General features: G+C 69.0%; 11 protein-coding genes. 3 read left to right on the top strand and 8 right to left on the bottom strand.

Translation table 11 applies throughout. The features are described from left to right. Positions 1–263: 263 nt before the first annotated feature. The 3 genes from G4D86_RS20515 to G4D86_RS20505 all read right to left on the bottom strand — a co-directional run bounded on the left by G4D86_RS20515 (position 264) and on the right by G4D86_RS20505 (position 4,943). Positions 264–1,247 carry a M91 family zinc metallopeptidase gene (locus G4D86_RS20515; RefSeq protein WP_163995681.1) on the bottom strand — a complete coding sequence of 328 codons (984 nt, stop codon included), beginning with the start codon at positions 1,245–1,247 and terminating at the stop codon, positions 264–266. Positions 1,248–1,447: 200 nt separating this feature from the next. After that, positions 1,448–3,928, bottom strand: a complete 2,481-nt coding sequence (locus G4D86_RS20510; RefSeq protein ID WP_163995680.1) for a carboxypeptidase-like regulatory domain-containing protein — start codon at positions 3,926–3,928, stop codon at positions 1,448–1,450. 25 nt (positions 3,929–3,953) lie between these two features. Further along, the gene (locus G4D86_RS20505) at positions 3,954–4,943 is read right to left on the bottom strand and encodes a LysR family transcriptional regulator (RefSeq protein ID WP_240360372.1); all 990 of its coding nucleotides are present in this window, start codon (positions 4,941–4,943) and stop codon (positions 3,954–3,956) included. A 122-nt stretch (positions 4,944–5,065) separates the two neighbouring features. Here G4D86_RS20505 and G4D86_RS20500 point away from each other — a divergent pair, with 122 nt between their 5' ends. Then, positions 5,066–6,316: an MFS transporter gene (locus tag G4D86_RS20500; protein WP_163995679.1), complete on the top strand. Its 1,251-nt coding sequence runs from the start codon at positions 5,066–5,068 to the stop codon at positions 6,314–6,316. Between the two features lie 384 nt (positions 6,317–6,700). Here the strand turns inward: G4D86_RS20500 and G4D86_RS20495 are convergent, their stop codons facing one another. The 3 genes from G4D86_RS20495 to G4D86_RS20485 all read right to left on the bottom strand — a co-directional run bounded on the left by G4D86_RS20495 (position 6,701) and on the right by G4D86_RS20485 (position 9,722). Beyond that, positions 6,701–7,702 carry an NAD(P)H-dependent glycerol-3-phosphate dehydrogenase gene (locus G4D86_RS20495; RefSeq protein WP_163995678.1) on the bottom strand — a complete coding sequence of 334 codons (1,002 nt, stop codon included), beginning with the start codon at positions 7,700–7,702 and terminating at the stop codon, positions 6,701–6,703. Between the two features lie 27 nt (positions 7,703–7,729). Further along, entirely contained in the window at positions 7,730–8,749 is a 1,020-nt protein-coding gene (locus tag G4D86_RS20490) for a hypothetical protein (RefSeq protein WP_163995677.1), read from the bottom strand. A gap of 214 nt (positions 8,750–8,963) precedes the next feature. Beyond that, positions 8,964–9,722, bottom strand: coding sequence for a sulfite exporter TauE/SafE family protein (locus G4D86_RS20485; protein ID WP_163995676.1), 759 nt, complete (start codon positions 9,720–9,722; stop codon positions 8,964–8,966). An 89-nt stretch (positions 9,723–9,811) separates the two neighbouring features. On the opposite strand from G4D86_RS20485, the gene G4D86_RS20480 reads away from it, so the two are divergent. Then, positions 9,812–11,155, top strand: coding sequence for an IscS subfamily cysteine desulfurase (locus tag G4D86_RS20480; RefSeq protein WP_205519659.1), 1,344 nt, complete (start codon positions 9,812–9,814; stop codon positions 11,153–11,155). 304 nt (positions 11,156–11,459) lie between these two features. Here the strand turns inward: G4D86_RS20480 and G4D86_RS20475 are convergent, their stop codons facing one another. Both G4D86_RS20475 and G4D86_RS20470 read right to left on the bottom strand, forming a co-directional pair. Continuing rightward, a complete protein-coding gene (locus G4D86_RS20475; protein WP_163995675.1) occupies positions 11,460–11,810 on the bottom strand; it encodes a nuclear transport factor 2 family protein in 351 nt (116 codons plus the stop codon). Between the two features lie 231 nt (positions 11,811–12,041). Further along, on the bottom strand, positions 12,042–12,785 hold the full coding sequence (locus G4D86_RS20470) for a S8 family serine peptidase (protein WP_275899136.1): 744 nt from the start codon (positions 12,783–12,785) through the stop codon (positions 12,042–12,044). A gap of 354 nt (positions 12,786–13,139) precedes the next feature. Between G4D86_RS20470 and G4D86_RS20465 the strand changes: the two genes are divergently transcribed. Next, positions 13,140–13,799, top strand: coding sequence for a TetR/AcrR family transcriptional regulator (locus G4D86_RS20465; RefSeq protein WP_205519658.1), 660 nt, complete (start codon positions 13,140–13,142; stop codon positions 13,797–13,799). The last annotated feature ends 107 nt before the right edge of the window (positions 13,800–13,906 follow it).

The raw sequence follows: 13,906 nt of genomic DNA, 5'->3' as shown, positions 1-13,906 counted from the left end.
CCTGGAGAAGACGCCGTGGGCGCTCGTGATGGCTCTCGTCGAGAGTTGGCGAGTCGCCTTATAATCACGAAATCCCGTTTTGTGCCCGGTCCTCCGCCCCAGTGCTTCCTGAAGCACCGGAGCGGGCGCGGCAGGGCCCGAGGAATCCTTTGCCACCCGCGCTGGCCCCTCTGGCGAGGCCGTCGCTTCGCATGTCTGGCGAAGCGACGGCCCCGGCACTGCTTCCACGTCAGTACAGCTCGGCGCTCGCGAGCCCGAGGGGCTCACTTCTCCAGGTCGCCCAGGATGCGGCCCAGCGGCGTGGGCTCGCCGCGCAGCTTCTGGAAGAAGTTGCGGTTGTCCGAGCCCGCGTCGTAGTTGCCCAGGTTGACGTCGTTCTGGTTCCCGGTGGGGCGCATGCCCGAGTAGTCCTGGCGCTGCGGCAGCCCATGCTCCGCGCGAAGCTTGTTCTCGCTGGGCGCCCAGCCCGCGGGCGTGTGCGGCGTGGGGCGCAGCCCCACCGTCTCGAACTCCTCCGTCAGCCGCAGGCGCGTCTCGAGCGTGTTCTTCATGTCCGCCGAGTGCGACGGGAAGCGCTGGAACACGTCCGCGTTGTCGTGCTTGCTGACCGCCAGGGGGCTCACCTGGAGGCCGTTGGAAGCACGCCAGGCGTGGACGGACTCATGGCCCAGGCTGTTGAAGCGCGGCCCCGCATCCAGCTCGTTGTACTTGATGTTGCTGGGCCGGCCCGCGCCGGGCTGGCCGTCTTGGCGGTACGCCGGGCGCAGCGAGGCATAGGTGCCATCGTGGCGGGGCGCGTGGGACATCGGCATGAGCGCGTCGTTGCGGCCCGAGGAGATGTCGGCCACCGTCACCGGCTTGTACGGCGTGCCCGACACGCCCGGGTTCACCGCCTGCGTGCGGCCGTTGAGCTCCGTCATCAGCCGGTGGCCCTCGGGCTTGCTCATCAGCTTGTGCGTGGAGTTGCGCACGTCCGACGTGAAGTCCGCGAAGTCCGCGCCCGACTGGCCGCTGTCACGGCGCGTCCGGATGCCCGGCAGGTCCGGGTGCACCACGCCATGGTCCGCCGGCTTGAGCTGGTTCTTGCCCGCCTGGAGCTCGCCGGGCGACGGCCGCGGGGCCTTGGGCTTCGGGGCGCTGGCCGTGTCCGGCTTCGCGGCCGAGACAGGGCTCTGGGGCCGTGAGGCGGACGGCGTGGAGGGGGAGGACCGGGGAGGGGAGATGGACGGCTTCGAGCGGAGCTTCATGGGGAGCCTCGGGGGTTGGAGGTAGCCGACGCTCCGACACCAGAGCATCTCCCGTGCCGGCCGAACCGCGTCGGGCCTCTCCCGTGACTTCAGGGGGTTCCACGGGCCCTTGGGAGGACTCCCAGCCGGGCGCCTGGTAACTCCACCTACCGGCTGGTAACTGGTGTTACCAGCCCGGCCAGGTCCAGCCGGATGCGCTCTCAGTCCGGATTCACGTTGGACGGACGAAACACCGGGTGTCTCGTGCGAAGCCTTGCCCTGTCGGAGGGGCCGCCCGGCGCCTCGCGCTCCAGCCGCAGCGTGCCCAGGTCCACGTCGACGCCAGCCTGCACCGTCAGCCGGTGCACCTGGGTCTGGAAGCCCTCCGCGGACAGCTCGAGAGCCTGGACGCCCGACTCCGGGAACGAACGCGAGAAGGCTCCGTCCGGGGCCTTCACCGTGTCGTCATCCACCTGGAAGCGGGGAATCGGGGCGCCGTCCGGGTCCACGAGGCGTCCCGAGATGCGCCCCTGCCGCTCCAGCCTCAGCCTGACGTCCGCCGCGTCCGTGCCTACGCGCACGTCATACCCGTCCGGGCGTCCTCCCTGGGAGCGCCTGGGATGGAAGGTGTAGCCCTCCTTCCTCGCGGAGAGGCCGTACTCCGCGGCCACGAGATGGCGGAGGGTGAAGCGTCCCTCCGCGTCCGTGTGCACGCCCTCGGGACCGCCCACTCCACAGGTGACGACGTCGCTGCGCCACGGAGGCTCGCTGGGGAGGCGGGTATGGACGATGGCGTCGGCCACGGGCTGGCCCGCGCCGTCCACGACGAGGCCGGAGAGGGTCCGCCCGTCCTCGAAGCGCAGCGTCACCTCCGCCTGCTCGCCGTCCCTCGGCTCCAGGGTATGGGAAGCCGTGCGCTCCAGGCCCTCCGCGCGGAGCACGGCCTCCACCACGTAGCGGCCCGGAGGCACGCCCCGGAGCGCGAAGCGGCCCTGCTCATCCACGCCCTGGCCACGCGGGCTCTCGCCGGAAGCGCCCGCTTTCCACAGCGTCACCCACGTGCCGGAGACCGGGCTGCCCCGGGCATCCACGACGGTGCCAGACACCGAGGTGCCTCGGTGCAGCACGACCTGGACCTCTCGCGAGGGGAGCCGCACGGGATGTTTCTCCGGCACGAACGAGTCGTCGTCGATGTCGATGCGAGCCTTGCCAGGCGTGGGCGCGTCCAGCACGAAGCGGCCCTCCACGTCCGACGTGGTGCGCTCGAACAGGGGGTCGAAGTCTTCCTCGTCCCCTTCGCCGGGCCCCCTCAGCGCGAGTTCGATGCCCGGGACGGGCTTCCCGGTGTCGTCCACGAGGCGGCCCTCCACGGAGGTGGCGCGCTCGAGCGTGAAGTCCACCTCGCCCGCGCCCACGGGGCGCTCCTCTCCGTCCAGGTCGACATGCCGCGGGGCCGTGAGCGTGAAGGAGTAGTCCCCGGGCGCGAGAGGGCCCAACTCATAGCGGCCATCCATGCCGGTGACGCCATGCCAGTAGCGCTCGTACCGTCCCTCGGGATGGAGCGAGACGCGCGCGCCCGCGATGGGGCGCTGGGTGTCGTCGCGCACCGTGCCTCGTGCGAACAGGGCCTCGCCCAGCCTGAGCTCCAGCGCGGGTGTCGGAGGGGCGGCCAGCTTCAGTGGCACCAGGGCATGCCGTCCGTCGCGAGAGGCCCCCACGGTGTGCGAGCCCGGAGGCAGCGACGTGAAGGCGAAGCGTCCCTCCGCGTCCGTCGTGGCCACCTGAGTCCAGCCGCCGAGCCCTTCCTCCATGGGCGTGACGCGCACCTCGGCCCCGGGCGCGGGCGTGCCCTCCGGCGTGAGGACCCGGCCGGTGAGGTGCCTCGGCCGCGAGAGCCACAGCCTTCCTTCGAGGGCCGGCAGCAGCTCGTTCGAGAAGAAGCCCGGCAGCCAGCCCTCCGCGGTGACGAGGGCGGCGTAGCCTCTCTCCAGCGGCGGGAGCGGGCCGATGCGGAAGCGGCCATCCGGGCCCGTGCGCGCGTCGAAGAAGCGCGTGTGCCGCGTGTGCAGCACCGTCACCCGCGCGTCGGGCACGGGCGTCTTCCCGTCCTCGCCGGTGATGGTGCCCTCCAGGATGGTGCCCCTGGCGAGCCACAGCTCGACGCCCTCCGCTTCGGCGGAGATGCCGGTGCGCAGCAGCGCGCCGTGCTCGGACGCGGCCCAGAGGGCGAAGGCGCCCGGAGGCAGGCCGTCGAGGACGAAGGTGCCGTCCGTGGCGGTGGTGGCCTCCGCGTAGAGCGGGGCCTCGCCCTCGCGTGCCTGGACGAGGTCCACCACCAGCTCGGCGGCCTGCTCAATGCAGTCGGGCAGGCCCGGGGCCGCGCGGTCGGGGTCCTGTCCTCGCGCGACGGCCTCGGGGGGACACGGCAGCGAGGAGAGGGTCTGTCCCGGCTCGGGGCGCGTAGCGGAGACGCGCGCGCCGGCCACGGGACCCCGGTCATCGCGCACGATGCCGCGGATGCGCAGGGTGCCACCGGGGCGGGGCGTGGCGACCGGAACGGGAACGGGCGTCGCGCGCCCGGAGGCGGTGCTGGCCGTCCGCGCGCCCGGCGTGGCGCCCTCGCGCGCGCCTCCGTGCACGACGATTCCCACCGCGAGGACGAGTACCGCGAACGCCGCCATCCCCCACAGTGCCTTGCGCATCGGTGTCCTTCTCCCGTCCGGAGGCTCATCTGGCGCGCGTTGCCACCGCCAGGGCCGCCGGGATCTTCTCCTTCATCAGCTCCACGAACCTGCGCAGCCTCGCCGGATGGAACCGAGCATACGGATAGAGCAGATACATTGGCAGGGGCGCGGCCCGCCAGCGTGGCACCAGGTGCAGGAGCCGGCCATGCATGAGGTCCTCATGGAGCACCCAGGCCGAGGCCACGCAGACGCCGAGGCCCTTCACCGCGGCGCTGCGAATGGCGTAGAGGCTGTCCGTGCTCACGCGCGGATGGAAGACGATGGGCCGGACCTCGCCGGTGGCCACGTGGGTCAGCGATAGCTCGTTGCGATAGAACGTGCGCAGTGACAGCCAGGGCAGCCTTGCGAGCTCGTCGGGATGGGTCGGCACGGGGACGCCCGCCAGCACCGACGGCGCGGCCACGACGATGCGCGGCACCTCGGCCACGCGGATCGCCACCACGCTGGGGTCATGCACCTCGCCGACGTGGATCGCGCAATCGATACCGTCCGCGATGAAGTCCACCGCCCGGTCGTGCAGCAGCCATTCGACGGATACCCGCGCGTGGCGAGTCAGGTATTCCGTCAGCGGCTCCACCAGCAACTGTTGGCCGAAGGCATGGGGCACCACGACGCGCAGCGTGCCCTCGGGTTCGTCGCTCGCGCCACGCAGCTCGGCTTCGAGCATCTCCCAGTTGGACAGCAGCTCCTTCGCCCGCTCGTAGCAGCGCTCGCCGTCTTCGGTGAGCTTCATCGCATGGGTGGAGCGCTGAAGCAGCCGCAGCCCCAGTGAGCGCTCCAGCGCCTGGAGCCGACGGCTCACCGTCGGCTGCGTGGTGCCCAGCTGCGCGGCGGCGGAGGACAGGCTCCCGGCGTCGACGATGCGGATGAAGGTCTGCATCAGCTCGAGCCGGTCCGCCGTGGCTGGCGCGGTGGGTGGGGGACTCCGCTTCTGGGAAGCGCGCGGCCGAGCCGGCTTTGAAGGGCGGGGCATGAGGGCTTGCTTCAAGCTGCTTCATACGTGGGGCGTATAACCGCTGTGCGGAGCACGCTACTACCGTCCCCTTCCTCTCTGACACACGCTTGCCTCGACTCGCAACACCAGGGGTGAGCAACATGTCCTTCATTCGTCCCGTACATGGAACCGCCGGAAACAGTGAGCCCATGTCGAGCGGCCTGCGCCTGCTGCTGGCCTCGGGCGCCGGGCTGTCGGTGGCATCGATCTATTACAGCCAGCCGATGCTAGGGGTGATGGGGTCCTCCATCGGCGCCTCCGACACCGCGGTGGGCCTGGTGCCCACGCTCACCCAGTTGGGCTACGCGCTGGGCATCCTGCTGCTGACGCCCCTCGGCGACCGCTTCGACCGGCGCCGCATCATCCTCATCAAGGCCGCACTGCTGAGCGTGGCGCTGCTGCTGGGTGGCATCGCGCCGGACATCGGCCTGCTTCAGGTGGTGAGCTTCGCCGTCGGCCTGACGGCGACCCTGGCGCAGGACATCGTGCCGGCCGCCGCGACCCTGGCCCCCGAGCGCGAGCGCGGCAAGGTGGTCGGCACGGTGATGACCGGCCTGCTGCTCGGCATCCTCCTGTCCCGCGTCATCAGCGGTGTGGTGGCCGAGCACTTCGGCTGGCGCGCCATGTACATGGTCGCCGCCGCCAGCGTGGCCCTGATTGGCGTGGCGGCCTGGCGCGGGCTGCCCACCTTCCGTCCCACCAACACGCTCTCTTACGGCGCCCTGCTGGGCTCACTCGCCAGCCTGTGGAACAGGCACGGCGCCCTGCGCCGGGCGGCGCTGGCGCAGGGGCTGATCTCGGTCGGCTTCAGCGCCTTCTGGTCCACCCTCGCGGTGATGCTGCATGGCGCACCGTTTCACCTGGGGAGCGCGGCCGCGGGTGCCTTCGGCCTGGCCGGCGCGGCTGGGGCCCTGGGCGCGCCGGTGGCGGGCCGGATCGCGGATCGCTTCGGCCCCGAAGTGGTCACGCGCCTGGGCGCCGGACTGACCGCCCTCTCGTTCGCCACGATGCTCGCGTCGCCGTGGCTCGAGCCGAGCCACCGGCTGTGGCTGATTGCCGCCGGCGCGATTGGCTTCGACCTCGGTGCCCAGATGACGCTCGTGGCCCATCAGACCCTCGTCTTCGGCATCGACCCCGCGGCACGCAGCCGGCTCAACGCGGTGCTGTTCGTCTGCATGTTCATCGGCATGTCCATCGGCGCGGCGAGTGGCAGTCTCGTGTTGGCCCGGTGGGGATGGGTGGCGGTGACGCTGCTGGCGACCACCTCGGCCCTGGCGGCCTTTCTGGTCCGCCTGGTTCCGGGTGCACGCGCCCCACAGTCTCGGCCTGCTCAGGCGTCATCCGCTCTCTGAGGCGCGACGATGCTGAGGGCAGGGACCTCAAGGGAACGGAGCCATGGCATGCGCTCCAGATGGATTGAACTCCTCGGTGTCGGGATCGCGCTGGGAGCTTCTCTGCTCGCCGCGCCCGGCGGTGCGGCGGAGCCCACACCGCGGCGCTCACTGCGGATCGTCTCGAAGACCCGCCACACACTGGCCATCGTGGACCCGGCGACCCTGAGGGTCATCGCCCGTGCGCCCGTGGGAGAGGACCCGCATGAGGTGGTTGCGTCTTCGGATATTGGCCTTCGTAGGCGGCAAGCTGGGGTTCACGGCCCAGGGAGCGAAGGTGGGTGGACCTACGGCGGCGACGCGTCTACGACCCGCTCCTCCGAGGACTCGAGTCCTCTTCGTGAATCAGGGATGCTCCAGGAGCTGCTGGTGGATGACCTCTGTCATCGCCACCCGCGCGCTCTTGCCGTGATGGGTGGCGAGATAGACCTGGTGACAGATGGGGAGCTCCACGCCGGTCCGCAGTGAGAGCTCCTGGGCGCTCCGGGCCGTCTTCACGCCTTCGATGGTGGGCTTCTTGATGGAACGGAGGATCTCCTCCAGGGCGCGGTCCCTGGCCAGCTCGAAGCCCACCTGCCAGCTCCGGGACAACTCGCCCGTACAGGTGAGCACCAGGTCTCCCATGCCGGAGAGTCCGTTCAGGGTGCGTGGGTCCGCGCCCAGGTGCACGGCCAGCCGGGCGATCTCCGCCAACCCGCGGGTGATGATGGCCGCGCGTGTGTTGAACCCGAAGCCCAGCCCCTCGAGCATTCCCACCGCGATGGCGATGACGTTCTTCAAGGCGCCCCCGAGCTGCACGCCCATGACATCCGTGGTCGTGTAGGTGCGGAGTGTCCCGGTCTGCAGCAGCTTCTGGCAGGCGAGCGCCACCGACGTGTCCCGAGCGGCGAGGGTCACCGTGGTGGGCAGCCCTCGGGCCAGCTCCTGCGCGAAGGAGGGCCCGGAGAGGATGGCGATGGACGGGTGGAAGGAACGGGGGAGGCAGTCCTCCAGGAGCTGCGTCATCGTGAACAGCGTCCCATTCTCGAGCGCCTTGGAGACGGTGAGGAGGGGAACGCCGTGGGGCAGGTGAGGCAGCGCCGCGCGAATCACCTCCCGCGTGGCGTGGGAGGGGACCGCCGAAACCACGAGTCCCGCCCCCTCCAACGCCTCCCCGAGCGAGAGCGTGGCGCGGATTCTCGGCGACAGCGGGATGCCCGCCAGGTGGATGCTGTTCTCATGGCGCTGGTTGACGCTGGCCGCCACCGGCTCGCTCCGCCCCCAGAGCGCGACCTGCTCGCAATGCACCGCGAGCACGTTGGCCAGGGCGGTACCGAAAGGGCCGGAGCCGAGAACACATACACGCATGGGCTGTCGTCCTCGGACCGTGAGCCTCTACCGGGGCGGAGTGTGCCGCGGGAGGAGGAGGGGGACCAGCTCGGCGGCCTCGTCGAGCGTCTTCGCGAAGCGCGTCACATGCGCCTTGAGCCAGCGGCGGCCCTGGATGGAGGAGCTTCCCACGACGGCGATCACCGGGATTCCCACCTCGGTGGCGTAGACGATCTCCATCAGTGAGCCCACGTACTGCCAGCCGGGCCGCGAGAGGTCCACCACGAGCAGATCCGAGGCCTCGATGAACTTCCTCTCGGTCTCGACGAGGTAGGCGTTGAGCTGGTCTTCCGAGACATCGATTTCCTTGAGCGACTTCTCCAGCAATTCATACATGGAGAGCAGCGTGGTTCGCGGAGAGTGCCGCAACAGCGTGGCGCGTGCCGCCTGGATGCTCTCCTTCACTTCGGTGGCGGACAGCTCCTCGATGGCGTGCGCGTAATAGATGGCGCGGGGAGTGATGCCCGCGTCACGGAACATCCGGATGGTCTTGAGCGAGTCAGCCTCCATCGGGTGATGCTGCCAGTTCCAGAGGTCGCCCTTGCCGGCCCGCTCGGCGAGCACCTGGCGAACGAACTGGGAAGAGTAGGCCGGCGGCGTGAGGACGTAGTGCTTTCCGTCCGGGTTGCGAACGTAGATGTAGTTGTCGGCGCCGGACTCCCGGACCTGGCGGAGCTCCTGCAGCGCTTCGATGTGCCGGGCCTCGCACGAGAGCCGGGTGGCGAGGTCCGCCGCGAGATCCATGTCCACCGGCAACAGGTGCAGGTGCAGGTGGTCGACACAGCAGGCCTTGAGGCCGCAGTCGAGCGTGGTGCCATGCTCGAAAACCACCCAGCGGCTCGAGCCCGATTGTTTCTCCAGCGCCGACAACACGGAGTCGAGCTCCCGCTGGACCTGGGTGGCCTGCTGCGCCTTCAGCGTGGCGACCGAGCTGCGATGGTTCTTGGATACGAGCATCACGTATCCCTCGATGATGGAACCCAACGCGGGGACGACGACGTGCTCCTCGGTGGAATGGACGACCATGTTCGCCGGATGCCGTTGTCCCGCTTCCGAGACAGCCCAACAGAGTCGACATCCATCGAACTGGTTTTGGATTTCGCCCCGGGCAACTTCGCTCAGCACTCCGAACTGGTTGTGACGACCTCGGATGCGCTCCGAAGAATCAGACATTTCAAGCTCCTGTGTCGGCTGTGTATTTCTTGCTGTGGATGGAGGTGTTGTCGGGGCCGCGAGCGCGTCATGCCCCCCGCCAGAAGTAATAGCCAGTCATGGCCCAGGCCGTGACGCCGACGAAGGCGCGGACCCGACCCGGCTCGATCTGCTGGGCCACCACGGCTCCCAGGAAGCTGCCGGACGTGGTTCCGACCATGACGAGCACGCCGTGTTCCCAGGCGATGGCGTCGGCTCCCACGAAGATGAGTGTCACCAGGCCGTTCAGGAGCACCCCGAGGACGGCCTTCAAGGCGTTCGCCTGATGGATGTTCTTCAGCCCCATCACGGAGAAGAGGGCGAGCATCAGGATGCCGAGCCCGGCCCCGAAATAGCCGCCGTAGATGGAGACCCCGAACTGCATGAGGATGAAGAGGCTCCGAGAGGGCGGTCGGGCCTCGCTCGCTCCGCGCAGCCGCGCGAGCAGGGGATTGCCAAAGGTGAAGAGCAGGGTGGCCATGAGGAGCATGACCGGGACCAGCGTGCTGAACGTGGTGCGCGAGCTGTGGAGCAGCAGGACCGCGCCAATCGCTCCTCCGAGCAGGCTCGCGGCTCCCAGCTCCACGGTGAGGCGCCCCTGTCCAGCCAGCTCCCGCCGATAGGCGAGCGCGCTCGCGACATCCCCTGGCCAGAGCGCGACGGTGCTCGTGGCGTTGGCGCGGATGGGGTCCACGCCGCTGAACATCAACGCCGGGAAGATCATGAACGTTCCCCCGCCCGCCACGGCCTTCAGCACTCCCGCGCCAAAGGCAGCCAGCAGCAGTATGAAACTCTGGGAGAATGTCATTGTGGCGCAGGGGTCTAGCACCGGGGTCTGACGGGTCGAGGTGACAGCCCGGTTCTGTCGATGTCAGACCCGGCGGACAACCTGCGTGCGTGAAGCCACCCATCTACATGGACAACCACGCCACCACGCCCATGGACCCCCGCGTGCTGGAGGCGATGCAGCCGTTCCTGACTGAAACATTTGGAAATGCCGCGTCGCGCAATCACTCATACGGTTGGAAGGCGGAAGCCGCGGTCGAGAAGGCGCGCGCGCAGGTGGCGGAGCTGATCGGCGCCTCGAGGAATGAGATTGTCTTCACCTCCGGCGCGACCGAGTCCGACAACCTGGCCATCAAGGGCGTGGCGGAGTTCTACAAGAAGCAGCGAGACCACATCATCACGCTGAAGACCGAGCACAAGGCGGTGCTCGACAGTTGCAAGCGACTGGAGCGGATCCGCGCCGAGCATCTCGAAGGCTTGAGACTGCTCAGGTTCTCCGAGCTCAGCGAACGAGAGCCCACGCCGGAGCACCATCGTTCCTGGGCGGCGAGCCACGACTTCGACCGCGACGAGGTCTTCCAGCGCTGGCTGAAGCTGCCGATGCCGGGCGCCCGGGTGACCTGCCTGGACGTGGAGGGCACGGGCCGGGTGGACCTCCGGCGACTCGCCGAGGCCATGACCGACCAGACCCTGCTGGTCAGCATCATGCTGGCCAACAACGAGATTGGAACAGTCCAGCCCGTCGAGGAGATCGGGGAGCTCTGCCGTCGCAACGGCACCTTCTTCCACTGTGATGCGGTGCAGGGGGTCGGGCGGGTGCCCTTCAATGTGGAAGAGGCCCGGGCGGACCTGGTCTCCCTCTCCTCACACAAGCTGTACGGACCCAAGGGGGTGGGCGCCCTGTACGTGAGGAACACCCCTCGGGTGCGGCTCTCTCCGCTGATAGACGGCGGTGGTCAGGAACGGGGGATGCGGTCTGGAACGCTCAACGTCGCCGCCATCGTTGGCTTCGGAATGGCGGCGGAACTCGCCCGGCAGGAGCGTGCCGAGGAGTCGAGCCGCATGCTCCACCTCCGGGAACGGCTGCGGAGAAACCTGTTCACGCAACTGGACCTGCTCACCCTGAACGGAGACTCCGAGCATCGGCTACCGGGGAATCTCAACGTCTCCTTCGCCTTCGTGGAAGGAGAGGCGCTGATGCGGGCCCTCGCGGAGGTGGCCATCTCCTCGGGCTCGGCCTGTTCCACGGCGTCGCTGGAGCCTTCCCACGTGCTTCGCGCCTGCGGCGTGGCGGACGACCTGGCCCACTCCTCCATTCGCTTCGGGCTGGGTCGCTTCAATACCGAGGAGGAGGTCGACCACGTGAGCAGCCTCGTCGTGAAGTGCGTCACGAGGCTTCGGGCGATGAGTCCTCGGTACGAGGCCGCCAGACGCGGGGTGGGGAGCCCGGCATGAGGTGGCCGGCCCTGGCCGCCCATGCTCGAGGAGAGCGGCAGGGCGTGAGGGGTCGTGGCTGCTCCAGGCGCAACACCCTGCCTGCTGGGGTGCCACGGGGTTTTGTTTTTCGGCCGAGCCCGCGAGGGGCCGCCGGACGCGCTGGCCGCGCTCGTGGCACTGCACCCGGACCTCGCGCGGCCTGTCCATCCCTCCCCGGGTCATCCTCTGGGATGGCGTGGTGTCGTCGCTGTGGACCGATGCTCCGTCGGACCTTGAAAGGCTGACAACGGATGGAGGAGCTGAAGCGGCCGGCCAGCCACGGTCAGCGCTTCTCCAGAATCGACCGGGGGTCAAAGGTGACGCGGATGCGGGAGATGCGCCCGTTCTCGACGTGACTCCAGTTCGCCACCGGCACCGGGGCGCGGTCGGAGGGATGGATTTCGAACCAGGTCAGCACCTCGGCGCCGTCCACGAAGCGGTGCAGCACCGACACCCGGGGCGACAGCTTCCACATGCCGTTGACGAGCCCCTTCACACAGGCGTCGGCGCCTTCCGCCGTGCCCAGCGCGCCAACGAAGCTCACGTCGGGCGCGAGCGTGCCGCGCAGCTTCACCTCGTCCTGCGTGCTCCATGCGTCGAAGTACGCCTCCACCACCTCCACGGGGCTCTTCATGTTCGACCTCCTCGGTGCGCGACGGTCCACGGCCCGTCGGGGGGAATCTGACCATCCCCCTGGGCGCTGACAGCCCCATGTCAGGTTTCTCGCGCCCCGCCCCGCGACGTTGGCGCCAGACCGTGCTGGACTCCGGCCCCGGCTCGCGGGCGGAGTCCAGTCACGGACGTGCACGCTCAGGGGGCGACCAGGAGGTCCACGCGGGGCGAGGGCTTCGCGAAGCCTCCCGAGTCACTGGCCCACCGCTGCCACTGGATGGGATAGGTGCCACCCGTGGTGGGCGCGGTGTAGGTAGATGCCCGCGCTCGTACGCCACACCTTGCCCCCCAGGTTCTTCATCGTCACGGCGACGTCGAACGTCTCGCCCGGCCGAACGGAGAGGGGGACCTCCTGGCTGATGAAGGCCGCATCCAGCGGGCGTGGATTGACGGTGATGCGCACCGTCTGCGTGGGCTGGCCGAAAGCGCCCTGTCCCAGCTTCAGCATCTGCCACTGGAAGTCATGGGTGCCGGGTTGGTCTGGCGCGCTGCCGGAGAGGAGGAAGGTCTTCTCCTGGCCCGTGGCGATGCTCTCTCCTGGCGCCAGGACCACCCTGTTGGTTCCCCAGTGGGAGTTGTCCACGGGGCTCTGGGAGCCCAGCTCGAAGCCATGAGTGGAGCTCCACGTCGAGCTGCCGGTGTTCTTCAAGGTGATGGATGCGGTGAAGGCGGCACTGACGGTGAGCGGCGACAGGGCCATGTCCTGGATGATGGCGCTGGAGGCGTCGACGAGCCCCGCGCCGCAGAGGGTGGGATGTGGGCAGTTCACCGGGCCCGCGGTGCCCAGGATGCGCGCGGTGACCTGGTCCGGCGTCCATTGGGGCCGCTGGGTCAGGATGAGCGCCGCCAATCCCGCGACGTGGTGCGCCGCCATGGAGGAGGCGTCACGGGCGGCGGCGCGTCCCCACGGCCCGTCAGGGCGCACATCCAAGCCCATATTGCCAGACATCCCGAAAGCCGAAATCGCGTCACATGACGCCCCGAAGAGGCCACAGGAACTCGAGCGACCCGGGCAGTGTTCATCATCGCGTTCGACGCGGCAAAGAACCGTTTCGAAACACGCGCATCGCAAAAGACCTCGGGCCTCCGTCCGTACAAGGCCCCACCGGGGCGCCTCCGTCTCTCGGCGGCGTGTCGACCCCGTGCCTGCAATAGGCAGGTGGTGCGAGTGGAGGCTCCATTGCCCGAGGACTTCGAGCGCGAGCTGGCAGCTCCACGGCACCGAGGAGGAGGGTGCTCAACCCGTCAGATTCTCTAGACGACCGGTCTAATCAACGGCAGGATGCGCTGCATGAGCACCACCAGTGCCGATCTCCGGCAGCACATTCTCGACGTCGCCAGGTCGCTGATGCTCGGGAAGGGCTTCACCGCGGTGGGCCTGACGGAGCTGTTGGCCGCCGCGCGGATTCCGAAGGGCTCGTTCTATCATTACTTCGAGTCCAAGGAGGCGTTCGGCGACGCGCTGCTGAGCTCGTACTTCTCCGGCCACCTGGCGCACCTGGATGCATTGCTGGGGCGTCCTGGCACCGCGGCGGAGCGACTGATGGGCTACTGGCAGTATTGGTTGGACACCCAGACCGGTAACGACCCGGATGCCAGGTGCCTGGCCGTGAAGTTGAGTGCGGAAGTCTGTGACCTGTCCGAAAGCATGCGCAAGACCCTGGAGCGAGGCACTCAAGGCATCATCCAGCGTCTGGCGCATTGCCTCGAGGCCGGCAAGGCCGACGGGTCGTTGCCGGTTGCCCAGGACGCGAAGGTCCTGGCCACGACGCTGTATCAGACGTGGTTGGGGGCCAGTCTGCTGGCCAAGGTCACCCGTGATCGCGGACCGCTGGACATCGCGATGACCAGCACGCGGCAGGTGCTGAACCTTCCTGGCGTCCGGCGCATGGTCTCGAGGCCGGCAAGGCCGACGGGCCGCCGCCGGTTGCCCAGGACGCGAAAGTCCTAGCCACGACGCTGTCTCAGACGTGGCTGGGGCCCTTTCATCTACCCGGACTCTAGACGACCGGTCTAATAGAAATCCCGATGTCTGACTTCGACTTCCACAACCCCCGC

Source organism: Pyxidicoccus caerfyrddinensis (assembly GCF_010894405.1).
Classification (GTDB): domain Bacteria; phylum Myxococcota; class Myxococcia; order Myxococcales; family Myxococcaceae; genus Myxococcus; species Myxococcus caerfyrddinensis.
Note: the sequence above shows the minus strand (reverse complement) of the source record. Positions and strands in the feature narration are given on the sequence as shown.

Bases quoted from the DNA above. Each gene is read 5' to 3' on its own strand.
- G4D86_RS20515 (WP_163995681.1), bottom strand. From the start codon at position 1,247: ATGAAGCTCCGCTCGAAGCCGTCCATCTCCCCTCCCCGGTCCTCCCCC.
- G4D86_RS20510 (WP_163995680.1), bottom strand. From the start codon at position 3,928: ATGCGCAAGGCACTGTGGGGGATGGCGGCGTTCGCGGTACTCGTCCTC.
- G4D86_RS20505 (WP_240360372.1), bottom strand. From the start codon at position 4,943: ATGCCCCGCCCTTCAAAGCCGGCTCGGCCGCGCGCTTCCCAGAAGCGG.
- G4D86_RS20500 (WP_163995679.1), top strand. From the start codon at position 5,066: ATGTCCTTCATTCGTCCCGTACATGGAACCGCCGGAAACAGTGAGCCC.
- G4D86_RS20495 (WP_163995678.1), bottom strand. From the start codon at position 7,702: ATGCGTGTATGTGTTCTCGGCTCCGGCCCTTTCGGTACCGCCCTGGCC.
- G4D86_RS20490 (WP_163995677.1), bottom strand. From the start codon at position 8,749: ATGGTCGTCCATTCCACCGAGGAGCACGTCGTCGTCCCCGCGTTGGGT.
- G4D86_RS20485 (WP_163995676.1), bottom strand. From the start codon at position 9,722: ATGACATTCTCCCAGAGTTTCATACTGCTGCTGGCTGCCTTTGGCGCG.
- G4D86_RS20475 (WP_163995675.1), bottom strand. From the start codon at position 11,810: ATGAAGAGCCCCGTGGAGGTGGTGGAGGCGTACTTCGACGCATGGAGC.
- G4D86_RS20470 (WP_275899136.1), bottom strand. From the start codon at position 12,785: ATGGGCTTGGATGTGCGCCCTGACGGGCCGTGGGGACGCGCCGCCGCC.
- G4D86_RS20465 (WP_205519658.1), top strand. From the start codon at position 13,140: ATGAGCACCACCAGTGCCGATCTCCGGCAGCACATTCTCGACGTCGCC.